This is a genomic window from Stenotrophomonas sp. YJH_SMC_27 (assembly GCF_059369815.1).
On sequence record NZ_JCAFTA010000005.1, the window covers coordinates 204,950 to 226,035 of the forward strand.

Here is a 21,086-nt window from a genome sequence, read left to right on the forward strand (position 1 = left end):
CAGCAGCACCAAGAAGGCCCCGCATCTGCGGGGCCTTTTTTTTGCACTAACGGTTGTTAATCCCGATCCCCCGGCTCTCGCGCGGAAGCTGTGTACCACGGGGGCGCCATGGCACAGCAAGTGCCGGCATCGCACCCCGCTACCCATAACAGCGGAGTGCACATGCAACCCAACAACCCCTTCCTGCGAGTCACCTCGGCCATTGGCTCGCTGCTCGACCGCATCGGCTACATCTGGCTGTGGTTCGCCATCAGCCTGGTACTGCTGGCGGTGGTCGCCCTGATCAATCCCGTGCTGGTGGCTTCCTACATCTGGGCCGCGTCCAAGCTGACGCTGGCCGCTGCCATCGGCTTCGGCGTGGACCTGACCGTCTTCCGTGGTGCTGATCCCCGCCACCTGCAGGACGGCCTGGAGAAGTCGATGGCGCAAACCCGCCGTGTGACCCTGATCGCGGCAGCCATGATTGCCGCAGGGTTGATCGGATGAGTCGGCGCGGCTACCCCGATCGGGCGCTGCGCCTGTTGGTCGCGGTGGTCCTGGCATTGGTTGCAGTCTTGGCCATCGGCAGCTGCTGCCGCGCAGCTGCCGCAGAGCCCAAGCAGGCGGCGGTCCGCGTTGCTCCCGCCTCAGCGCTGTACCGCCACCGCGTTGAGCAAGCTGCCGCCCGTGCTTGGGGCGTGCATGGCAGCCCTGCGCGACTGGCCGCGCAGCTGCATCAGGAATCGGGCTTCCGCGCCGACGCGCGCTCACCGGTTGGCGCCCAGGGCATCGCGCAGTTCATGCCAAAGACGGCCACTTGGATCGCGACGGTGTTCCCCAAGGATCTGGCAGCCTTCGATCCCTGGAACGCACAGCAGGCCATTCTTGCAGCGGCGCTGTATGACCGCTGGCTGCTCGACCGCGTCGCGGTGTACGGCGGTGGGACGATGTCTGAGTGCAGCCGCTGGGCCTTCACGTTCCGCGCCTACAACGGTGGTGAGAAGGCTCTCAACCGCGAGCGCAGCCTGGCATATGCGGCCGGCGCCGATTCCAACGACTGGCACCAGGTCGCCAAGTTCCGCGCGCGAGCCGACTGGGCGCACCGCGAGAACATCGGTTATCCGCGACGCATCCTGCTGGTGCTGGAACCGGCTTACATCGCGGCCGGGTGGCCGGGGAGTTCTCCATGTCAGTGAGCCGCATTGAGTCCACCGCAGGAAAGCTCCTGGCCATCGCGCTGCTGCTGGCCACCGCGATCGCCGCAGGCCTGTGGGCAGGCAATCGCTGGGCCGAGGGCGGGCGCGCGATCAAGGACCGCGCCGAACACCAGGCGTACATCAAGGACCTGGAGCAGCAGCTCACCGACCTGCACACGCGCGCCGCCGATACGGCCATCGCCTACGCCCAGGCGATCGACCGCATGAACACCATTGCCGAATCCCTGGAGCAGACCCGTGAAGAGAACCGCAGGTTCACCGAAGACCAGCGAGGGGCGCTGGAATCGTTGCTGGAACGTCGCCCTGAGCTGCGTACTGCTCGCGTTGGCGCTGACGTCCTGCGGCACTGGAACCAAAGCAACCAAGGCAAGCCCGCCGCCGCCCCCCCCGCCCGCGATCCAGGCCAGCCTGAAGCAAGAATGCCCGGCGCTGCCGATGGCACCCAACGACCTTCTGGCGACCCTGCTGGGCAACCACGACCTGGTGGCATCCCTGTATCACGACTGCAGCGCACGGGGCCGGGCGTTGATCCTGGCCACGGACGACTGGGAGGCAACGGCATGGCAGTGGTACTGCCGGGCGCTGGAGCAGTCGCAGGTTCGAGCAGCGGGCTGCGGTGATGGCAGGCGCAACCGAGAAGGACCTGGCAACCCTGCGCAACGAGTACCTCGACCTGGCACTGCGGTGCAGAACTGAAGCCAAGAAGCTGCGCGGCGACCGCGCCGCCGCCCTGGAGGGCCAGGCTCGCGCCTACGCGGGCTGCGCGGCCGATCTCTTCGACCTGATCAATGGAAGGAAACACCCGAGTGCAAGACGACGCTGATATGGCCGGTGAGGTCGACGCAAGAGCCTGGGAGGCACACGAACGCAACCGGCTCGCGCGTGAGGCGTATCTGGCTGGACCGCCCGCAATCCTGACACCGATGGATTGCGTGGACTGCGGTACCAGCATCCCAGAAGCCCGACAGCGCGCCGTGCCCCGGACCCGCCGCTGCGTGACGTGCGCTGGCGCGCTGGAGGCCCGATGAACGACGCGGTGACGGCCGGGCCGATGGTGGTGGGTCTCCTGGTGCTGGTGGCAGGCCTGGTGTCGATCAACCTGCTGGTGGGGATCGTTCTGTGGTGGCGCCACTCAGGCCTGGCCGACCGCGTCACAAAACTGGAGGTGCACTACCAGCACCACCTTTCCCGCCAAGAAGTCCAGCGAGTGTTCGAGCGCCTGGCGACGCTGGAGGTTCAGCTCGAAGCCACGAACGAAATGCTGATGACCGTCCAAACCCATCTGTTGGAGAACGATTGATGACCCAGAAGACCTTTGCCGAGCGCATGCGCGAGGACCGCCGCTTGGTGCTGCTGCGCCTGCTGGCCGAACAGAATGGCTACCGCGCCAACAGCTCCACGCTGCACGCGGGGCTGCACCACATGGCTGTGGCGGGCAGCCGGGACGATGTCCTGACGGACCTGACCTGGCTCGGTGAGCAGGGCCTGCTGCGGGTGAGCGAGGCGGTGCCTGGCGTCCTGGTGGCCGAACTGACCCAGCGCGGCCAGGACGTTGCCACCGGCATGACGTCCGTGCCCGGCGTCCGCCGTCCGAGCGCGCGGTAACGCCATGAATGCCCCACGTCGCGGGAAGTCCAGCATCCAACGTCTGCCGCCGGAGCAGCGCGCCCATGTAGAGCGCCTGCTCCGCGAGGACCGCCTGACGTTGGCGGAGATGATTACCGAGCTGCAGCAGACGTTCCCGGGTGAGCCGGCTGCGGAGGTGTCGAAGTCGGCACTGCATCGCTATCACCAGGGCATCTCCGCCATGACTGCACGCATGCGGGACATCGAGGCTGCCGCCCAGGCGGTGGTGGGCGAGCTGGGCGAAGGTGTCGGCGAGAAGGCCGGCGCACTGCTGGGCCACGCCATCACCACTTTGGCAACCAACGCGGCGCTGAAGGCGCACGAAAGCGACGAGACCAGCATCGAAGACATCCGCAAGTTGGCGCGTGCTGCCAACGACGCGATGAACACCCAGCGGATGAGCGTCAACGTCCGCCGTGCGATCGCGCAGGAAGCCCGCGAGGCCCTGCAGCGCGAGCAGGCCGCCAAGCTGGAGAACGTCGTCAAGTCGGGCGGTCTGTCCGAAGAGCGGGCCCAAGAGTTCCGCAAGAAGATCCTGGGGATCGGCTGATGGTCATCGCGAACGCCACGCGCCCGAAGGCTGCGCCAACCAAGACGCCGTTGGCAGAGGCCATCAATCGGGCCGATCGTGTCGAGGATCTGCTGCAGGACGAACTGCCGGCGTCGCTCGCCGTCGAAGTCAACAGCGCGATCGACGCCGTGCTGCTGAAGTACCAGCAGGACTGGGTTGCCGATGACAGCGACCTGAAGGTGGCCGAGAAGAGCCGCCGCGTAGGCCTCACCTGGGCCGAAGCGTCAGACAACGTGCTGACCGCCGCCAAGTCCCGTCAGGGCGGCGGGATGAACGTGTACTACATCGGCTACAACATGGACATGGCCATCGAGTACATCGAGGCCTGCGCCATGTGGGCTCGCGTGTTCAACCAGGTGGCCGAAGACGTCGAGGAAGGCGAAGAAGTCTTCAAGGATGGCGACGATGAGAAGTCCATCAAGACCTACACCATCCGCTTTGCCAGCGGCTTCCGCATCGTGGCCCTGTCCTCGCGCCCGGCCAACCTGCGCGGCAAGCAAGGCGTGGTGGTCATCGATGAGGCCGCATTCCACGGCGCGCTGGACGAACTACTGAAGGCCGCCCTGGCGCTGCTGATCTGGGGCGGCAAAGTCCGTGTGATCAGCACCCATGACGGCGATCAAAACCCGTTCAACGAACTGGTGAACGAGATTCGGGCGGGCTCCCGAAAGGGTAGCGTCCACCGCATCACGTTTAAAGAAGCTGTCGAGCAGGGTTTGTTCGGTCGCGTCTGCATGCGCAAGGGCGCGGTATGGGACGTGGATGCCCAGGCCGCGTGGGTGGCCAGCGTCTATGCCTTCTATGGCTCGGCAGCCGAGGAAGAGCTGGATGTTGTGCCAAGCCAAGGCTCGGGCGCCTGGCTGACCACAGCCTTGGTCGAACAGCGCATGTACGGCGCACCGGTCCTTCGCTACAACTGCCCCAAGGGCTTCGAGCAGCAGTCAGATAACGCGCGCCGCACCGCCGTCCAGGAATGGCTGGATCTGGAAGTCGGTCCGCTGCTGGACGCGCTGGACCCGGAGCTGCAGAGCGTGTTCGGCCAGGACTTCGGCCGCTCGGGCGATCTGACCGTAATGGTGCCAGCGCAGATCGAGCAGAGCCTGCGTCGCCGCATCCCGTTCCTGCTGGAGTTGCGGAACATGCCGCACAAGCAGCAGGACCAGGTGGCCCAGTACGTCATCAAACGCCTGCCGCGCTTCGTCAAGGCTGCGGTGGATGCACGCGGCAACGGCAACGCCGTAGCAGAGTTCCTCGCCCAAGAGTTCGGCTACAGCCGTGTCGCCCTGGTCATGGCAACGGAGACCTGGTACCGCGAGAACATGCCTCCGCTGAAGCAGGCGTTCGAGGACGACACCATCGCCGTCCCACGCGACAAGGACGTCCTGGGCGACCTGCGCGCCATCAAGATGATCAAGGGCGTCGCCCGCGTGCCTGATCGCTCCACCGGCAAGGACGGTGGGCAGCGCCACGGTGATGCCGGCATCGCCATCGCTCTCATGTACTACGCCAGCCGCCACCCCGGTGCGGAAATGGAATGGACGCCAATGCCGCGCAGCAGCCGCGGCTTCGACACTGTCGCTCATCACGACGACGACCTCTCTATCCCGGAACCCGAAGCATGGTGAACACCTCCCGCATCCTTGGCCCCGATGGCCAGCCCCTGCGCCTTGCCCAGCTGGCCGAGCCGCAAACCGCCCAGGCGATCCAGCTGCAGCGTGAGTTCCAGGGCCATCCCTCACGCGGCCTGACGCCCTCGCGTCTGGCCGCGATCATGCTGGCCGCTGAGCAAGGCGACGTCATCCGGCAGTACGAGCTGTTCGAGGACATGGAAGAGCGCGACGCCCACATCTATTCCGAGATGTCCAAGCGACGCCGCGCCGTGGCCAGCCTGTCCTGGAAGATCGCACCACCCAAGAACGCCAGCGCCGTCGAAAAGAGAAATGCCGAGCAGCTCCAGGAAATACTGGAGTCGATGGACAACCTGGAAGGCATCCTCTTCGATACCACCGACGCGATCGGCAAGGGCTTTGCGTGCCAGGAGATCGAGTGGCAGCGCCTGGGCGCCGAGTGGCAGCCCAAGTCGATCCTGCACCGTCCGCAGAGCTGGTTCCAGTTCAAGCGTGGCTATCAGCAGGAGATCCGCCTGCGCGTCGGTAGTGGCGATGGCGAAGCGCTCCAGCCCTATGGGTGGATCACCCACACCCACGCTGCCAAGAGCGGCTATCTGGAACGCTCGGCGCTGTTCCGGGTCCTGGTGTGGCCGTACCTGTTCAAGAACTACAGCGTCGGCGACCTGGCCGAGTTCCTGGAGATCTACGGCATCCCGATGCGCATCGGCAAATATCCGCCAGGCGCATCCGAGAAGGAGAAGCTGACTCTGCTCCGGGCGCTGATGCAGATCGGCCACAATGCGGCCGGCATCATCCCCGAAGGGATGACCATGGATTTCCCTGCGGTTGCCGAAGGTGACCCCAAGGCGTTCGAGCTGATGATCAGCTGGTGCGAGCGCAGCCAAAGCAAGGCGATCCTGGGTGGAACGCTGACCAGTCAGGCCGATGGCAAGAGCAGCACCAACGCCCTGGGCGAGGTACATAACGAGGTGCGCAAGGAGCTGAAGGACGCCGACGCCAAGGAGGTGGCCACCACGCTGACACGCGACCTGATCTATCCGTTGGCGATGTTGAACGGCCTCCTGCCGCAGGGCGATCGCCGTCGCTGCCCCCGCTTCACCTTCGACCTGGCCGAAACGAAGGACATCGGCGCCTACGCGACCGCGCTGCCGCCCTTGGTGAAACTGGGCATGCGGATCAGCCCGTCCTGGGTCCACACCGAGCTGGGCATTCCAGAGGCCGGCCCCAATGAGCCTGTGCTGATCGACGGCGTCGACGCTGCTCCTGCAGGCGTGGCCGCGCTCACCCAGGCCGGCCTGGCTGTGGCCACCGCGCAGGGCGGCCGTGGCCGGGACCGGGAGGACCAGCTTGCGGCCCTGGTGGGCGGTGAGATCGATCCGTTGATTGCCGACTGGGTCGGGAAGATCCAGCAGCTGGTCGATACCGCCCCGGACCTGGAACACATCCGACAGGGTCTGCTCGATCTGCTGCCATCGATGAGCACCGATCAGTTCACCCGTGCCATGCAGCACGCGCTGGCGATCGGCGGCGCTGCTGGCATGTTCGACGCACTGGAAGACAGCCGTGGCTGAGATCCGGGGCAACTTCGGCAACCTGCCCGAGGCGGAACGTTACTTCCGCGACAAGGTCAATCTGCCGACCAGGCGCTGGAATGACCTCTGGCAGGGCCAGCACGCACGTGCCTTTGTGGTTGCCGGTGCCACGCGTGACGCCCTGCTCACGGATCTACGCGAAGCGGTCGACGCTGCGATCACCCAGGGCGAGACGCTGGAGGATTTTCGCGCCCGATTCCGCGACATCGTCCAGCGCAACGGCTGGGTCGGCTGGACGGGCGAAGGCAGCCCTGGTGGCCAGGCCTGGCGCACGGCGGTCATCTACAACACCAACATTCGGACCGCCTACCAGGCGGGGCGATGGGAGACCCTGCGGCATTTCCCCTACCTGCGGTACAAGCACAACACCGTTCGCAACCCCCGCGAGCAGCACAAGGCCTGGGACGGGATCATCCTGCCGTCCAACGATCCCTGGTGGGATACGCACTACACCCCCAACGGTTGGGGCTGCCATTGCACGGTGATCGGAGTATCCGAGGCCAAGATGCGGGCGATGCGCTGGAAGGTCAGCGAACGGCCTGCTGCTGTCCTGGGCGATCCGCCGCCGGAGTGGGCCTACCACGTGGGGCATGCGGCCAACGGCCGCCAGATTGCCGATCCCATCCTCGCCAAGGACGCAGCTGCGAAATGGTCCGAGCTGCCTGGACGGACCGCTGCAGAGTACGGCCGGCCGGCGCAGGTTCCGCTCGATGCGGCCCAGGCTCAACCTCTGGCAACCGGCATCCGCGACCCCGAGCGCGTGCGCCAGGTGTGGCGGGAGCTGTACGGGGAGACCTCCACGCTGCGCGATCCAGCAGGCGACCCGGTTCTATTGACCGACCAGGTGATCGAGCACTGGCTGGAGAAACCCTCGCGCCTGGATGGTCGGGAGAAGTACCTGCCGCTCCTGGCCGAGACCATCCAGGCACCGTTCGAGATCTGGGCCAACTTCGCCCAGAACGACGCCGGCAAGGTCGGCCTGCGCCGCTACTACGTCAAGCGGGTTGAAGTGACCGAGGGCGAAGGCGCGGCGGCGAAGCGGTACGCGCTGACGGTCATCGCCGAAGTGCTACCCGGCGGGGTGTGGGGATCGTTCGACTTCTTCCGGGGCAACAAGCCACAGCCGCGATCGCGGCAAGGGGTGTTGGTATGGGGAAGGTCGGAAGGATGAGCCTTTGCTCACAGACGCGCCAGCTCGCTCTGCGGCGCTTCCTGCAGGGCCTCGGGGGCTGGCCCACCCTGTGGAAGGATTGCGGCCCTGGGGCCGCTACACCAGGGGCGGCTGGTCCCTGGTCCGTGGGCGGAGAATACCATGGCTGACGAGCCGCTGATTCTGCAGGTCGATGCCGACCAGGCACAGCGCTGGTTTGGCGAACTGCACCGCCGCAGCGCCGATCTCAGTGGCCTGATGGCCCAGATCGGCGAAGACCTGACCGAGAGCACCCAGGCCCGGTTCGACACGGGCATCGGCCCTGACGGGGTCGCCTGGCAACCACTGGCGGACGGGTCTGGCCGCACGCCGCTGAACGCGACGCACCGCACCAGGGATGGCATCCACCCTCTATCGGGCGTGGACTGGGTGGAGATCCGAGCCGACTCCAAGCAAGCCAGGTGGCACCAGGAGGGCACAGACCCGTATGTCATCCAGGCCAAGCCGGGCAAGGCGCTGTTCTGGCCAGGCATGCAGACGCGTACCGGGAAGGACGGGAAGGAGTCGCCAGGGTTCGTCAAAAAGGTCAATCATCCTGGGCTACCGGCGCGCCCGTTCCTGGGCGTCAGCGAGGCCGATGCCGAGGCCATCGAGCAGCTTGCAGTGGCTTGGCTGGAATTGGATGCCGAAGCGGGGAATTTGCCCCCCGCCTAAAACGGCCCCACAGGGCCTCTGAGGCCCCCTGGGCGCGGCCACCGTCCGAGGCCGCCCCATCCTGGGCCGCGTGGGGCGATTTAAACGCCTTTCAAACGCTGTTCCTGTCGGCAGTGAAGGTGGCGTTGCCGAGGACGGCCGATTCTTCGCGGAACGTGTACAGTTTGGGCTCGATGGTGCGAGGCGCTTGCCCCCCATCTGCACTAGCGGATGTTAATCCCGATCCGCCCAGTCGACCGGCCAATCTGGCTGGGATGACCAAGCCAGCCCAGACCCCCATCCCCTCCAACGTCGCGGTAGCCGCGTGCAGCTTCAAGCTGCCGCTGAGCCTTGCCGATGACGGAACCATCGAAATGCAGCTGACGCCTGCAGGCGAATTCCGGCCCAACGATGGCCGCGAGCTTCCGGTGGCGGCTTGGTACATCGATGCGGCGGTTGCCGAACGCGTCATCGCCCGCTTCAACGCCAAGAACAAGCCGCTCGTCGTCGATTACGAGCATCAGACCCTCAACAAGGAAACCAACGGGCAGCCTGCGCCGGCCGCTGCCTGGATGCGTGCGCTGCAATGGCGCGAAGGTTCCGGCCTCTGGGCTATCGCCGATCCCACGGCCCGTGCGGCGGCTGCGATCGACGCCAAGGAGTACCTCTACGTCTCCCCGGTGTTCCGCTTCGATGAGAAGACCGGCGAAGTGCTGACGATCGAGATGGCCGCTATCACCAACACCCCCGCGATCGATGACATGCAGGCGCTCTCCCTGCGTGCGGCTGCCACGTTCGCGTTCCATACCGACACCGAGGACCACCCGATGAATCCCTTGCTCGCAGCCCTTCTGGCTGCACTGAAACTGCCCGCCACCACGACCGAGGAACAGGCCATCGCCGCCTGCAGCAAGCTCGGCCTGCAGTTGGCCACGCTGGAAAGCCTGACCACCGAGCTGGGCGTCGATGAGGGTGGCGCACTGGCTGCGTGCTCCGCCCTGAAGACGAAGGCATCCGCCGCGCCGGACCCGACCAAGTTCGTACCGCTGAGCGCGGTGGAAGAGATCCGTGGCCAGTTGGCCGCGCTCAGTGCAGAGCGCACCAACGAGAAGGTCTCTGCTTTGGTCGAGCAGGGTCTGGCCGATGGCCGCATCCTGCCCGCCCTGAAGGACTGGGCCACCGACCTGGGCAAGTCCGATATTGCCGCGCTGAACAAGTACCTGGCCGGCGCCCCCGCAATCGCCGCACTCAGCCAGAGCCAGACCAAGGGCAGGAAGCCAGGCGGTGAAGAAGCCAAGGATGCGCACGGCCTGGATGCCAGCGAGCTGGCCGTCTGCTCGATGACCGGCATCAGCCCGAAGGACTACGCCGCCGCCAAGCCGTCCGCCTGACGGCAACGCGTCAACCACGCCTATATATAAGGACACTCCCATGACTGCAGCCACCCAGGGCCGCAACACCAACCGCCGTGACGCTCAGCGCGTTGGCCACCTCATCAATCCCGGCACGCAGATCTGGGCGGGCACGATGATTGCCCTCCTGACCACCAACGGCAACGCGGTGCCCGCCGGCACCGCTGGGTCGGGTGATGCCGTCGGCGTCGCTCAGAGCGATGGGCACGGCGATGGCACTGTCCAGGCCGACGCTTGGCGCGGCTACGCGTTCCACTTCGCCAACAGCGCTGCCGCTGACCAGATCACCCGCGCCGACATCGGTGGCAAGGCGTTCGTGGTCGATGACCAGACCGTTGCCAAGACCGACAACAGCGCCGCGCGCAAGGTCGCCGGCAAGATCATCGACGTGGACGCCGCTGGCGTCTGGGTCCTGGTCGGCTGATCCCGTCCCACTCCTTCCACAGGACACCCACATGCAGATTTCCCGCGCAACTCTCTCCACGCTGTTCGTGGCCTTCAATGCGGCCTTCAAGCAGGGCCTGGGTCAGGCACCGTCCCAGTACGAGCGCATCGCCACCGTCGTGCCGTCCACCACCAAGTCCAACGAATACGGCTGGCTCGGCAAGCTGCCAGGCATGCGCAAGTGGATCGGCGATCGCGTGATCCACGGGATCATGACCCACGGCTACACCATCCGTAATGAGCCGTTCGAGCTGACGGTAGGCGTTGACCGCGACGACATCCAGGACGACAACATCGGCGTCTACACACCGCTGATGGTCAACATGGGCGAATCGGTCGCGGCGCAGCCCGATGAGCTGACCTTCGGCCTGCTGAAGAACGGCATCAACACGGCGTGCTATGACGGCCAGAACTTCTTCGACACCGACCACCCGGTCATCGACGCGGACGGCAAGAACGTCACCCAGAGCAACATCGATTCCGGCGGCACCGGTCCCTACTGGTACCTGCTGTGCACCAAGCGCGCCCTGAAGCCGCTGATCTTCCAGAACCGCCAGGACCCGAACTTCGTGTCCATGGACACCGAAACCGATGAGGCGGTGTTCACCAAGAAGGAGTTCCGCTACGGCACCGATTGCCGCCGCAACGTGGGCTTCGGCTTCTGGCAGATGGGCTACGCCAGCAACAAGCCGCTGACGGCGGAAAACCTGCAGGCCGCCTATACCGCCTTCACCAGCCGTACCGGTGATCACGGCCGTCCGCTGGGCCTGGTGCCGGATCTGCTGGTCATCACGCCGAACCTGAAGTTCAAGGCGGCAGAGATCCTGACCGCGAACCAGATCTCCGGCACCGACAACGTGATGAAGGGCGTTGTTGAGGCCCTCGACTCGCCCTGGATTCAGTAAGCCCATTCGAAAGGGGCCAGCGTTACCCGCGCTGGCTCCGCCGTTCAACTCAGCAAGGAGTGGCCAATGGCCAACCAGCAGATCATCGTGAAATCCCGACAGGAGCGTGGCCGTTGGCGCGCAGGCCGTCACTTCACCCGCCAGGGTGAAACCATCGACGTGGCAGACCTGAAGAAAGGCCAGCTCGACGCCATCAAGGGCGACCCCGAGCTGATCGTCCAGGAGGTCGAATCGAAGGGCGAGCTGACCGCCGACGAGGTGGCGATCGCACGCCAGAAGGCAGCGACCAAGAACGCGGCCGGCAAGAAGGCCTGGGGCGAAGCCGAGGTCAAGGCGCAGGCAGCGGCCGGTCTGGATGCAGCGGCCTGGGAAGCGCTGCCGCCGGCCGAGCGCGTGCCGCAGATCGAGGCGCACCTGGGCAAGGAAGGCTGACCGATGAGCTACATCACCCTCACGCAGCTGGCCGAGATCCCCGGCGCCCTGGAGCTGGCGCAGGTGGCCACGGCGAAGGACCAGCGCCCCGTGTCGGCCGCACTGATGGACGCCACGCTGCGCGGGGGTGATCGTAGCGCCTTCGACCCCACGGAAATCGTTCGCGCTGACGCCTGCGTGGCGCGAATCCAGGAAGCAATCGCCCAGGCCGGCGCGCTGATCGATGGCTACCTGGCCAAGCGCTATCAGCTGCCATTGGCACAGATGGACACCATGCTGCCCACGTGGGCGAGAAGCATCGTGCGTTACCAGCTCCACGGCGATCGCATGTCAGATGAGCGCACCGATCCTGTTGTGCGGGATTACCGCGACGCAATGAATTTCCTGCGGCTGATCGCCAAAGGCGAATTCCACCTGGGCGGCGCCGACCCGACCACCGGCACCAGCGGCCTGGGCGACTTCATCATCAATCCTGGCAACAAGGTGTTCGGCAGGGACGGCCGGCCGTGACCGTTGGCCCCTTCCCAGTCGGGGCGATCGTCGCTCGCCTCCAGGAGCAGGCCGAGGTGCTGCTCGAAGTGGGCAGCGCTGCCGACCTCAGCACCGCATTGGAGCAGCAGCCCAAGACGGCCGTGGCCGCGTTCGTGACATCGGCCGAGGTGGGGAAACCCTCGAAATACTCCACGAATGCCCTGCACATCCAGAATGTCGACGTCACGATTCGCGTGGTGTTGTTCGTCCGCAACTATGCAGGGGAAGCGACGGGCGTCGGCGCCCGCGATCAGATGGACAAGGAAGTGATCCCCGCAGTGCGCCAGGCCCTGGTCGGATGGACCCCGGTCGACGCCTTCGATGCGCTCTCCTTCCAGGCGGGCCGCGACGAAGCCTTCAAGGCCGGCTGGTTGGTCAACCAGCAGGTGCTTACCACCAACTACCGCATGCAGGTATCGCGATGACCAACAAACCCACCCCGATCAGCGGGGGCGCCTGGCGCGTAATTGACGGCGCCCTGGTCGATGAAACCCAGGCGATCCCCGCGCCGCCCCCGGTCGCGCCGAAGGCCGCCACCCCGGCGGCGAAGCCTCCGCGCCAGCGGAACACCACCACCCCGTCTCCCACTGAGGAATAGCCACATGGCACAGCCCCAACTCGAACCCTTCAAGCGTCGCGGCCTGGCGCTGGCCGTGCGCGTCGCTGCCGGCAGCGCAGTCGTCCCCGCGCCGGCAACCAATGGCGTCCTGCTGTTCAACGGCACCAGCGGCACCGAGTTCGACAAGATCGAACGACCCATCGATCGCCCGTTCCTGACCGGCCAGCCCTTCGCCGTGGGCGCGCGCCGCGCCTACATCGAGGGCGAGTTCGAGCTGTACCCGCCGACCTCGCCAGGCGGCGCCGCCGACAGCGATCCCGATTGCGGTGTGCTGTTGCTGCCGGCTGGTATGACCGTGGTCAAGGACGCCACGGAGAAAACCACCCGCTACAACCCCATCAGCGTGAACATGGCGCTCAGCGATGCGAAGTTCTGGCACGCCGGCACCGTGAAGCATGTGCAGGCCGCCCGCCACAACCTGACCAGCCTGGCCATCACTGTCGGCGATCGCTTCAAGGGCAACGTTCGCGTCCAGGGCGACTACGAGACTATCGCCGAGGAAGCCCTGCCGGAAATCGTCTTGCCGACCACGGTCCCCACCGTCGCCAGGGCGGACAACACCGTGACCAAGATCAGCGTGCTGCCAGGCGGCACTGCGCTGACCGTCTGGGCCAAGTCGCTCTCGGTGGACCTGGGCAACACGATCACCCCCAAGGAGTACACCTCGCACAAGGAAACCGGCATCACCGATCGCGCGCCGACCTGGACGCTGCGCCTGGCCAGGACCGCCTTGGCCGACTTCAATCCCTGGACGCTGCGCGATGCTGCAACCCCGCTGGCCATCTCGCTGCGCCTGACTGAGCAGAGCAAGCTGTACAGCGAGCTGGGCATTCGCGGACAGATCGACACCATCAACGAGGTGGAGATCGATGGCGACTACGGCTGGGAGCTGTCTGGCCCGTGCGTGGCCAGCGATGCCGGCGGTGACGAGCTTTACATCGAATTCGGCGATTCCACGCCGTAAGCGAGCTACACTCCGCCCATTAGCCCCGCCACGCGCGGGGCTTCTTTTTTGCACTAACGGTTGTTAATCCCGATCGCGCAAAGCGCGCAGGCAAAGTGTTCCTGTCCCGTTCAAACGGGCATTGAACTACCTTCCCTAAAGGATTCAACCCCATGCTGAAACTCAAGAAAACCGCCACTGTGTCCCGCCCGGTGAAGCTGCGGCTGCCGACCGACAACCCGGACACCTTCAACGAAGGCACCATCACTGTCGGCGTCAAGGTCCTGACCAAGGAACAGCTGAAGGATCTGGCCGACGCCGAGATCCACGACACCGAGTATCTGCGTCAGATCCTGGTGTCCGTGTCCGGTCTCGGCGATGAAAACGGCAACCCGATCGAAGGTGATGCCGCCCTGGCCGAGGTCTACACCGGCCCCTGGTCGACCTACCTGCAGAACGCCATCCTCCAGGACTACTGGGAGCATTACGGCGACGTCCGCGTAAAAAACTCCAAGCCGTCGCGCGGGCGCTAGTTGGGAAGGGTCCCCGCACTGGCGGCAGCGATCGGAACCATGAACCCGATTCTGCCGTCAGTGCGACGGACTTTCTGCGTGACGGTTCAGTCAGCACGGGCGACTTCCTGCGTGACGGCGGAGATCCAGAAGGCGCCGACGAACCGATCGAGGTTCTCGAAGAGAACTGGATTGCCGTTGCCGTGTTCCAGCGCTGCCAGCCTGACTGGATTCCCGTTGGCCTCGGCTCGCTGAAATACGGCGGCATCAGCGCCACCGAGATTCGGGCCGCAGCAGACCTGCTCAACATAGATCGCGCCCACTACCCCGACATCTTGTTCTGCCTGGATGTCTTGATCGAAGCAACCCGCGACGCCTACTCCGTGGCCGCATAGGTGCCCCAGTGAACCCCACCGTCACCCTCCGATTGACCGCCGACAACAGCAGGCTGGTGCCTGTCACGCGCCAATCCAGGGAGGAAGTGGCGCAACTGGGTAAAGCATCGGCGGCCATGGGCCAGCAGGCACGCGCTGGTGCTGCCGGTGTTTCCTCTTTGGGCAACGCGTCAGACCAGGCCGCCCGCAAGGTCTCTGCCATGGGTGCGGTGGTGAACGTCGCCCGTACCGCTGTGGCCGGTGTTGTCGGCGCCCAGGCTGTGGCGTCGGTGGTCAAGCTGTCGGACGAATACGCCAACATCAGCGGCCGTCTGAAGTTGGCCACGGACGGCCACAAGGCGTTCACCCAGGCCCAGTCAGAGGTGTTCAACATCTCCCAGCGGACCTCGACCGCCCTGGAGAGTACCGCCACTCTGTATGCCCGCCTGGCGCAGTCCACGGCGGAGTACGGTATCAGCCAGCAGCGCCAGCTTGCGCTGACGGAGTCGATCAACCGCACCTTCACCATTTCTGGCGCCAGTGCGGTCGCCGCGTCCAACACCATCACCCAGTTCACCCAGGCACTCGCTGGCGGCGTGCTGCGCGCTGAAGAGTTCAACTCGGTGATCGAGAATTCGCCGCGCCTGGCACAGGCGCTGGCCGATGGCCTCGGCGTTGGTATGGGCGAGTTGCGCAAGATGGTCAACGATGGGCAGGTGTCCATCGACAAGATCGTCGGTGCCCTGGAGAACCAATCGGCAACGATCCAGGCGGAGTTCAATCAGATGCCCCTCACGGTCGAGCGGGCCATGGTGCAGCTGCGCAACAGCGTCACCCGCTACATCGGCGAAGCGTCCCAGGAGCTGGGTGCAGGCAGCGGCCTGGCCGAGGGGGTGGCCTTCCTCGCGCAGAACATGGAGGCGGTCGGCCAGGCAGCCAACGTGCTGGCGGTGGCCTTCGGCGGCAAGCTGGTGGCCAACATCCTGCAGGCGACGGCGGCAAAGATCGCGTCAGCTGCCGCCAGCCGCGAGTTGGCCCGGCAGGAGCTGGTCGCGGCCCGTGCCGCCGAGGTGCAGGCCGCTGGCCAGCTCTCCATGGCGCGGGCCGGCATGAGCGCGGCAGGTGGTGTTGCAGCAGCCGAACAAGCGCTGGCAGCGGCCCAGCTGCGCACCGCCGCCGCTGCACAGGGGGCGTCGGTGGCGCTGACTGCTAAGGCAGCGGCGATGCGCGGCCTAAACGTGGCCATGAGCGCCTTCGGGGGGCCGGTAGGCCTGGCCATCACCGCCTTGTCGCTGTTCGTCCTGTGGCTGCGCAACAGCGATAAGGAAGCCAAGGAGCTGTCCAAAACCGTGACGGCTGGGTTCCAGGCCGCCATCGGGACGCTCCAGGGCTTCAACCAGGAAACCGCCAACGCCTCCTTCGCCAACCTCGCCGGGTCCATCGAGACGCTCGACAAGGCTGGCCAGGAAGTGGACAAGCTGCGCGCGCGGTACGCCGACCTGGTGAGGACGAAGAACATGTGGGTGGCCCGCACGGGCAACACACCGCCAGGCTTCGAAAAGGATCTGCGGTCTGCCGCCAACGCGCTCGACTCTGCCCGCGTGCGCCAGGAGCAGCTGACGGCCGGCTACGAGCGGTCGATCGACGTAGCCGCCGACCTGGTGCTGAAGTCGGCCGGCATCACCAACGCCACCAATACCCAGCGAGCGTCCCTGGAAGAACTGTTGAAGCGCCAGGCCACCTCTGGCCAGACGCTGCAGCAGAACATGCCGCTGCTGACCAAATGGGCGACTGAGCAGTTCAATGTCGATACGGCCAACCGCCTCGCCAGCGCCAGCTTCGACAAGGTGGCCAGTGCCGCGCAGGCGTCGGGCGCGGCGATCAAGGCCGCGCTGCAGTCGGTCAACGAGGGCTTGGACAAGCAGATCAACACGCTGCAGCTGCAGCTGATCGAGCAGACCCAGGGCAAGGCCGCGCGTATGCGCGCCGAGTTCATCACCGCCGCCACAGCGCAGGGCTTGGACCCCACCAGCGCCGACTATCAGAAGCTGCGGGCCAAGAACGAGCAGGCGATCGCGCTGACGCTGTCCATCGAGCGCCAGACGAAGGCCACCCAGGCAGCCACCAAGGCTGACACGGACAGCGAGCGTAAGGCGGAAGAGGCCAAGCGCAAGCGAGAACAGCTGATCGAAACGCAGGCGCGTTATACCGCAGAGGCGGCGCTCACTGCTGCCGAGCTGCGCGGACCTCTTGCCGCTGCCCAGGAACGCCAGAAGCAACGTGAGGCCGAACTGGACAAGGAGCTGGCCAAGGGCAACATCACCCAGGCTGCGCGCAACGACCTGGTCAAGGCGTCGACCGCCGAGCTGGCCAAGCAAACGCAGGAACTGAATCGCCGGCAGCAGGCGCCGCAGGCGCTGCTGGGCGACATGTCGGCCGAGCTGCAGGTTCTAGGTCTGCTGGGCGACGCGCGAGAGCGCGCGCAGCGCCAAATGCGCGCCGAGCACGATATGCGCCAGGCCATCAACGAGGCCAACGAGGCCGGCGCGGGAATCAATGCGGAGATGACGCAGAGCCTGGTCAACCAGGCGGCAGCCTATGCCGGGCTCTCCATCCAGGTCGAGCGCAACTCGGGCTACCTGGAGGAGCTGGCGCGTGTCGGCGGCGACACCGTCGGCGGCATTGCCGATCTGCTGATCGATGCGTTCGACGATGGCCTGGATCAATCCAAGAGCTTCTTCGACCAGCTGAAGGACATCTTCAAGCGCGGTTGGCGCGACCTGGCCAGGACGGTCATGGAGCAGAATTTTGTGCGCCCGATGCAGGACATGTTCAACCAGATGCTGAGCAAGGGCACCTCCAGCCTCTTCGGTGGCGGAACCGGCGGCAGCTGGATGAACACCCTGAGCGGACTGTTCGGCAAGGGTGACAGCAGCTGGCTTGGCACGCTCTCGGGGCTGTTCGGTAAGGGCGTGGGAGCCAACGCTGCGGCGAGCGCCGGCTCACTGATGAACTTTGGCAATGTCGGCAATCTGGCCGGGGTTGCGGGCGCCAACAGCGGCATCCTGACCGGTGCCGGCGCAGCGAGCAGCGCTGCAGGCGCGGGTGCGGGCGCCGGGTCGGGCGCACTGGCGGGGCTGACCGCGATCCCGATCGCTGGTTGGATTGCGGCCGGCATGATGCTCAACAGCAGCTTCTACAAGCAGGGCTGGAACATGGACGGTCAGACCACCGACATGACGGAGACCCTGTTCAAGTCCACCGCTAAGGGCAACTTCCTCGGCCCCGTCCTAGGCACCATGACGGCTGGCATCGGCGCGGTCGATCGCCTGCTGAAGGGCTTTGGCCTGGGCAGCTCGGCCGCGTCGCTGATCTCGGGCAGCGCCCTGTGGTCGCGCGCCTTCGGTCGCCAGGCGCCCAAGGTCACCGGCCAGGGCATTGAGGGCTCGTATGGGTTTGATGGGTTCTCCGGCCGTAGCTATGCCGACATCAAGCAAAAGGGCGGCTGGTTCCGCAGCGATAAGAAGTGGACCCAGTACGGCGACGTCGATCCAGGCATCAGCCAGCTCTTCAGCTCGGCGGCGGCCCAGGTAAAGAGTGGCGTATCCGAGCTGGCCAAGCAGCTCGGGATGGATGTCAGCGGCCACCTGGCCAACGTGCGCGTGGATATCGGCAAGCTGCAGCTGGACGCAGACCCGGAGAAGGCAAAGGCCCAGCTCGAAGACGCCGTCAACAAGATGGTGGCAAACCTGTCGGGCGAGGCAGTCAAGGCATTGGGTCTGTCGAGCCTGATGGACAAGGGCTTTGAGGCAACCGACATCATGGGCGCCGCCGCTGGCGCGGTGGGTTTGACCAATGGGTCAGTGGAAGAGCTGTCGGCCACCCTGGACGTGTTCCAGCGTATGGCCAAGGAATCGGGCCGGACGCTGACCGAGCAGACGGAGGCGATGGCCAGCGCCGCCAAGAGCTACTCCGAAGTGGCCGCGTCCGCCCAGGAAGACGTGGCCACGGCCGGGCTCAGCTCGTTTGCCAAGTCCATGCTGTCTGTCCGCCGCGAAGAGCAGCAGCGCATTGCGACCCTGAAGGAACAGGCCAGGGCGCTCGGCGGCCTGTCGGCACGCGAGTCGGACTTGATGGCTGTGCGCCAAGCGGCCGAACAAAAGGCCAATGACCTGGTGAAGTCGCTGCAGTCCGAGCTGGTCGACCTGGCGCTGAGTCGCGTCAACGATCAGATCCAGCGCTTGGGTGGCTCGGCGGAGGGCGCCAGCGACAAGCTGGGCGACTTCCTCAACTCCCTGCGCCTGAGCGACACGCTCTCGGTCAACACCGATGCGCAGAAGCGCTCCACCGCTTCGGACCTGATGAAAAGCGCCGCTGCAAGCGGCAACGTGGACAGCTTCATTACCTACGCCCAGCGGTTCCTGGAAGTCAGCCGCGCCATGAACGCATCCGGGTCTCGCTACCAGGCCGACTACGCCGAGGTCATGCGGATGGCACAGCAGTTCGGGGCCGATGGCAGCGCCAACTCGCTGGAGCAGCTTTATGCCCAGCGCGAGGCCCTGCAGGCGCAGCAGGAGGCCGCTGCTCGGCTGGATCGTGCCCAGCGTATCGCCCAGGGCGTTGCAGACCTTGCCGGCGTCAAGGGCGGCGATCCGCTGGAGATCCTGCGCAACACCACGGGCATGACCCCCGAAGACCTGGCAAAGGATCTCGGCCTGTCGATCGCCGAGCTGTCGGAATACCTCACCGCGCAGAACACCGACCTCAGCGACTTGGCCGAGATCCTCAACGATCTTCCTACCCGCATTGCCATGGCTATGGTTGCCGCGCTGCGGGGCGAGACGCTCCCCACCGCGTCCTTCAGTGGCCGCAACTCCAGCGCCCCTGGCGAGCTGACCTCACCCGGTTACGGTCCTTCGGAACCGCTCCTGGTTGAAATCCGTGACGGCATCCGGGCACTGGGTCGCAGCACGGAACAGCGAGCTTTGAACGACCTATGACGCGTCCTGTACTGCTGTTGGAAATCGGCGACATTCCTCTGCCGGCAGTGACGCCTGCAGTCGCTCCTGCGGGCAACTGGTCGCAGGCGGTTTACACGCCGCCCGCCGTGGTACCGCCGATTCCCGAGGTCACGCCCACGCCAGTGGCTGATGGCATCCTCCTGGAATGGGAGCCCGTCCGTGTTGGCTACGTCCAGTACATCATTGAGCGATCGCGTGCAGCTACCGGGCCCTGGGCAGAAATCGCCCGCACCTCGGCGACTCGCTACCTGTACACCGGTCCGCGCGATGGGCTGTGGTACTTCCGTGTAACGGCCAGCGTGAATGGTCGGCCGGGGCTGGGCGGCATCGCAAACGGCCAGTCCAAGGACGTGCCGGGAATGCAGGAGATTGTCGACCACATCAAACAGTCGGAAATCGGGCAGCAGCTCGTCACTGCGATCGACGGCATCGATGTCAACTCAGAGACGATTGTTAAGCAGGCCCTGGAACAGTACGAACTGGCCAACGGTACTCGGCAGAATCGCGCGTACATCGCGCACTTGGAGGAGACCTCGGTCACCGTTGAGCAGGCGCGAGCCATGGTCCAGGACACGGTTGCTGCCGAGACAGGCCCGATTCGGGCGATCGTCCAGGAGACGAGCGAAGCGGTTGCAGACCTCAATGGGAAGTCCTCGGCTTCCCACTCGATCCGCACGCAGCTGAACATCAACGGCAAGCACTACATGGCCGGCGTCGTGGTAGGCGTCTATTCCGATGGCGACCTGGTGCAACGTGAAGTTCTGGCACTGGCCGATACGTTCGGTGTGCTGTCCACGGCCTCCGACGGCACCGTGTATTCACCGTTCATCATCAACAACGGCAAGGTCTACATCAACCAGGCCTTCATTGGTGACGGGTGGATCAACAACGCCATGATCGGCAATACGATCCAGTCGGACAACTTCCTCTGGGACGACGCGGCGGGGATCTACCGTGGGTGGCAGATCCTGAAGAATGGCCAGGCCCGGTTCGCGGGCGACGTGCTGGTGCGCGGCACCGTGATTGCCGAGGCGATCTCCGGCAGGTTCCAGCGCACCCAGGTGTTCACCTGGTCGGGCGTCCTGAGTGCGGACTTCACTGGCTTCACCAGCGAGTTTGTCCTGGACGCGCCTATCCGTTACGGCGACAGCCACCAGCCCGTGCTGATGATCGAACTGTCGATGGAAAACGATGGCGACCACTCTCGCGATGGCGTGATCACCATCCAGTACCTGATCAATGGCACCTGGGTAGATCTGCGCACCAAGACATTCACCTTGGCCGCCTCCACGCAGCCGACCAACGTGATGATCGTGCCCGACAGCTACGTATCGACCGCACGCCGGTATCGCATCCGCGTCAGCCGCGGAACCAACAGTTGGGGCAGCTGGCGCCTAACAGGCGTCACCGCCCAGATCACAGGAATGAGGTAAT

Annotated in this window: 24 protein-coding genes; 23 read left to right on the forward strand and 1 reads right to left on the reverse strand. The window is 65.5% G+C overall.

The window, feature by feature from the left end:
- Positions 1-162 precede the first annotated feature (162 nt).
- The 21 genes from AC5P7R_RS10255 to AC5P7R_RS10355 all read left to right on the forward strand — a co-directional run bounded on the left by AC5P7R_RS10255 (position 163) and on the right by AC5P7R_RS10355 (position 14,278).
- Complete coding sequence (locus AC5P7R_RS10255) at positions 163-486, forward strand: putative holin (RefSeq protein ID WP_111102545.1); 324 nt, start codon at positions 163-165, stop codon at positions 484-486.
- Positions 483-1,175, forward strand: a complete 693-nt coding sequence (locus AC5P7R_RS10260) for a transglycosylase SLT domain-containing protein (RefSeq protein ID WP_111102543.1) — start codon at positions 483-485, stop codon at positions 1,173-1,175. Before AC5P7R_RS10255 ends, AC5P7R_RS10260 begins: the two co-directional genes overlap by 4 nt.
- Positions 1,166-1,816 carry a hypothetical protein gene (locus AC5P7R_RS10265; RefSeq protein ID WP_478438534.1) on the forward strand — a complete coding sequence of 217 codons (651 nt, stop codon included), beginning with the start codon at positions 1,166-1,168 and terminating at the stop codon, positions 1,814-1,816. The genes AC5P7R_RS10260 and AC5P7R_RS10265 overlap by 10 nt, the downstream gene beginning before the upstream one ends.
- On the forward strand, positions 1,816-2,019 hold the full coding sequence (locus AC5P7R_RS10270) for a hypothetical protein (RefSeq protein ID WP_049451771.1): 204 nt from the start codon (positions 1,816-1,818) through the stop codon (positions 2,017-2,019). Before AC5P7R_RS10265 ends, AC5P7R_RS10270 begins: the two co-directional genes overlap by 1 nt.
- A 100-nt stretch (positions 2,020-2,119) precedes the next feature.
- Positions 2,120-2,224 (forward strand): TraR/DksA C4-type zinc finger protein, encoded by a 105-nt coding sequence (locus AC5P7R_RS10275; RefSeq protein WP_495213841.1) that lies wholly within the window; start codon positions 2,120-2,122, stop codon positions 2,222-2,224.
- Positions 2,221-2,496: a hypothetical protein gene (locus tag AC5P7R_RS10280; RefSeq protein ID WP_478438530.1), complete on the forward strand. Its 276-nt coding sequence runs from the start codon at positions 2,221-2,223 to the stop codon at positions 2,494-2,496. The genes AC5P7R_RS10275 and AC5P7R_RS10280 overlap by 4 nt, the downstream gene beginning before the upstream one ends.
- The gene (locus AC5P7R_RS10285; RefSeq protein WP_478438528.1) at positions 2,496-2,801 is read left to right on the forward strand and encodes a VpaChn25_0724 family phage protein; all 306 of its coding nucleotides are present in this window, start codon (positions 2,496-2,498) and stop codon (positions 2,799-2,801) included. The genes AC5P7R_RS10280 and AC5P7R_RS10285 overlap by 1 nt, the downstream gene beginning before the upstream one ends.
- 4 nt (positions 2,802-2,805) lie before the next feature.
- Complete coding sequence (locus tag AC5P7R_RS10290; RefSeq protein WP_478438526.1) at positions 2,806-3,372, forward strand: phage protein Gp27 family protein; 567 nt, start codon at positions 2,806-2,808, stop codon at positions 3,370-3,372.
- On the forward strand, positions 3,372-5,018 hold the full coding sequence (locus tag AC5P7R_RS10295) for a hypothetical protein (RefSeq protein ID WP_478438525.1): 1,647 nt from the start codon (positions 3,372-3,374) through the stop codon (positions 5,016-5,018). Before AC5P7R_RS10290 ends, AC5P7R_RS10295 begins: the two co-directional genes overlap by 1 nt.
- Positions 5,012-6,595: a DUF935 domain-containing protein gene (locus AC5P7R_RS10300; protein WP_478438523.1), complete on the forward strand. Its 1,584-nt coding sequence runs from the start codon at positions 5,012-5,014 to the stop codon at positions 6,593-6,595. The genes AC5P7R_RS10295 and AC5P7R_RS10300 overlap by 7 nt, the downstream gene beginning before the upstream one ends.
- Complete coding sequence (locus tag AC5P7R_RS10305; protein ID WP_478438522.1) at positions 6,588-7,787, forward strand: PBECR2 nuclease fold domain-containing protein; 1,200 nt, start codon at positions 6,588-6,590, stop codon at positions 7,785-7,787. The genes AC5P7R_RS10300 and AC5P7R_RS10305 overlap by 8 nt, the downstream gene beginning before the upstream one ends.
- Positions 7,788-7,928: 141 nt before the next feature.
- A complete protein-coding gene (locus AC5P7R_RS10310; protein WP_478438521.1) occupies positions 7,929-8,480 on the forward strand; it encodes a phage virion morphogenesis family protein in 552 nt (183 codons plus the stop codon).
- Positions 8,481-8,734: 254 nt separating this feature from the next.
- Positions 8,735-9,850, forward strand: coding sequence for a phage protease (locus AC5P7R_RS10315; protein ID WP_111102524.1), 1,116 nt, complete (start codon positions 8,735-8,737; stop codon positions 9,848-9,850).
- 40 nt (positions 9,851-9,890) lie between these two features.
- Complete coding sequence (locus AC5P7R_RS10320) at positions 9,891-10,295, forward strand: hypothetical protein (protein ID WP_111102522.1); 405 nt, start codon at positions 9,891-9,893, stop codon at positions 10,293-10,295.
- Between the two features lie 31 nt (positions 10,296-10,326).
- On the forward strand, positions 10,327-11,220 hold the full coding sequence (locus tag AC5P7R_RS10325; RefSeq protein ID WP_478438520.1) for a Mu-like prophage major head subunit gpT family protein: 894 nt from the start codon (positions 10,327-10,329) through the stop codon (positions 11,218-11,220).
- 66 nt (positions 11,221-11,286) lie between these two features.
- A complete protein-coding gene (locus AC5P7R_RS10330) occupies positions 11,287-11,652 on the forward strand; it encodes an HI1506-related protein (protein WP_478438518.1) in 366 nt (121 codons plus the stop codon).
- A gap of 3 nt (positions 11,653-11,655) precedes the next feature.
- Positions 11,656-12,162, forward strand: coding sequence for a gp436 family protein (locus AC5P7R_RS10335; protein ID WP_111102516.1), 507 nt, complete (start codon positions 11,656-11,658; stop codon positions 12,160-12,162).
- A complete protein-coding gene (locus AC5P7R_RS10340; RefSeq protein ID WP_478438516.1) occupies positions 12,159-12,608 on the forward strand; it encodes a phage tail terminator protein in 450 nt (149 codons plus the stop codon). Before AC5P7R_RS10335 ends, AC5P7R_RS10340 begins: the two co-directional genes overlap by 4 nt.
- The gene (locus AC5P7R_RS10345) at positions 12,605-12,781 is read left to right on the forward strand and encodes a hypothetical protein (protein WP_495213834.1); all 177 of its coding nucleotides are present in this window, start codon (positions 12,605-12,607) and stop codon (positions 12,779-12,781) included. The genes AC5P7R_RS10340 and AC5P7R_RS10345 overlap by 4 nt, the downstream gene beginning before the upstream one ends.
- Before the next feature lie 4 nt (positions 12,782-12,785).
- Positions 12,786-13,766: a hypothetical protein gene (locus AC5P7R_RS10350; RefSeq protein WP_478438514.1), complete on the forward strand. Its 981-nt coding sequence runs from the start codon at positions 12,786-12,788 to the stop codon at positions 13,764-13,766.
- A 152-nt stretch (positions 13,767-13,918) separates the two neighbouring features.
- On the forward strand, positions 13,919-14,278 hold the full coding sequence (locus tag AC5P7R_RS10355) for a hypothetical protein (protein WP_478438512.1): 360 nt from the start codon (positions 13,919-13,921) through the stop codon (positions 14,276-14,278).
- An 86-nt stretch (positions 14,279-14,364) separates the two neighbouring features.
- Here AC5P7R_RS10355 and AC5P7R_RS10360 read toward each other — a convergent pair whose 3' ends face one another.
- Positions 14,365-14,580, reverse strand: a complete 216-nt coding sequence (locus AC5P7R_RS10360) for a hypothetical protein (protein ID WP_478438511.1) — start codon at positions 14,578-14,580, stop codon at positions 14,365-14,367.
- A gap of 80 nt (positions 14,581-14,660) precedes the next feature.
- On the opposite strand from AC5P7R_RS10360, the gene AC5P7R_RS10365 reads away from it, so the two are divergent.
- Together AC5P7R_RS10365 and AC5P7R_RS10370 are read left to right on the forward strand one after the other, a co-directional pair.
- Positions 14,661-19,631: a tape measure protein gene (locus AC5P7R_RS10365; protein ID WP_495213835.1), complete on the forward strand. Its 4,971-nt coding sequence runs from the start codon at positions 14,661-14,663 to the stop codon at positions 19,629-19,631.
- Positions 19,628-21,085 (forward strand): DUF1983 domain-containing protein, encoded by a 1,458-nt coding sequence (locus AC5P7R_RS10370; RefSeq protein WP_478438508.1) that lies wholly within the window; start codon positions 19,628-19,630, stop codon positions 21,083-21,085. The genes AC5P7R_RS10365 and AC5P7R_RS10370 overlap by 4 nt, the downstream gene beginning before the upstream one ends.
- Position 21,086 lies beyond the last annotated feature (1 nt).

Coding starts and splice junctions, on each gene's coding strand:
- AC5P7R_RS10255 (WP_111102545.1), top strand. CDS start 163: ATGCAACCCAACAACCCCTTCCTGCGAGTCACCTCGGCCATTGGCTCG.
- AC5P7R_RS10260 (WP_111102543.1), top strand. CDS start 483: ATGAGTCGGCGCGGCTACCCCGATCGGGCGCTGCGCCTGTTGGTCGCG.
- AC5P7R_RS10265 (WP_478438534.1), top strand. CDS start 1,166: ATGTCAGTGAGCCGCATTGAGTCCACCGCAGGAAAGCTCCTGGCCATC.
- AC5P7R_RS10270 (WP_049451771.1), top strand. CDS start 1,816: ATGGCAGGCGCAACCGAGAAGGACCTGGCAACCCTGCGCAACGAGTAC.
- AC5P7R_RS10275 (WP_495213841.1), top strand. CDS start 2,120: ATGGATTGCGTGGACTGCGGTACCAGCATCCCAGAAGCCCGACAGCGC.
- AC5P7R_RS10280 (WP_478438530.1), top strand. CDS start 2,221: ATGAACGACGCGGTGACGGCCGGGCCGATGGTGGTGGGTCTCCTGGTG.
- AC5P7R_RS10285 (WP_478438528.1), top strand. CDS start 2,496: ATGACCCAGAAGACCTTTGCCGAGCGCATGCGCGAGGACCGCCGCTTG.
- AC5P7R_RS10290 (WP_478438526.1), top strand. CDS start 2,806: ATGAATGCCCCACGTCGCGGGAAGTCCAGCATCCAACGTCTGCCGCCG.
- AC5P7R_RS10295 (WP_478438525.1), top strand. CDS start 3,372: ATGGTCATCGCGAACGCCACGCGCCCGAAGGCTGCGCCAACCAAGACG.
- AC5P7R_RS10300 (WP_478438523.1), top strand. CDS start 5,012: ATGGTGAACACCTCCCGCATCCTTGGCCCCGATGGCCAGCCCCTGCGC.
- AC5P7R_RS10310 (WP_478438521.1), top strand. CDS start 7,929: ATGGCTGACGAGCCGCTGATTCTGCAGGTCGATGCCGACCAGGCACAG.
- AC5P7R_RS10315 (WP_111102524.1), top strand. CDS start 8,735: ATGACCAAGCCAGCCCAGACCCCCATCCCCTCCAACGTCGCGGTAGCC.
- AC5P7R_RS10320 (WP_111102522.1), top strand. CDS start 9,891: ATGACTGCAGCCACCCAGGGCCGCAACACCAACCGCCGTGACGCTCAG.
- AC5P7R_RS10325 (WP_478438520.1), top strand. CDS start 10,327: ATGCAGATTTCCCGCGCAACTCTCTCCACGCTGTTCGTGGCCTTCAAT.
- AC5P7R_RS10330 (WP_478438518.1), top strand. CDS start 11,287: ATGGCCAACCAGCAGATCATCGTGAAATCCCGACAGGAGCGTGGCCGT.
- AC5P7R_RS10335 (WP_111102516.1), top strand. CDS start 11,656: ATGAGCTACATCACCCTCACGCAGCTGGCCGAGATCCCCGGCGCCCTG.
- AC5P7R_RS10345 (WP_495213834.1), top strand. CDS start 12,605: ATGACCAACAAACCCACCCCGATCAGCGGGGGCGCCTGGCGCGTAATT.
- AC5P7R_RS10350 (WP_478438514.1), top strand. CDS start 12,786: ATGGCACAGCCCCAACTCGAACCCTTCAAGCGTCGCGGCCTGGCGCTG.
- AC5P7R_RS10355 (WP_478438512.1), top strand. CDS start 13,919: ATGCTGAAACTCAAGAAAACCGCCACTGTGTCCCGCCCGGTGAAGCTG.
- AC5P7R_RS10370 (WP_478438508.1), top strand. CDS start 19,628: ATGACGCGTCCTGTACTGCTGTTGGAAATCGGCGACATTCCTCTGCCG.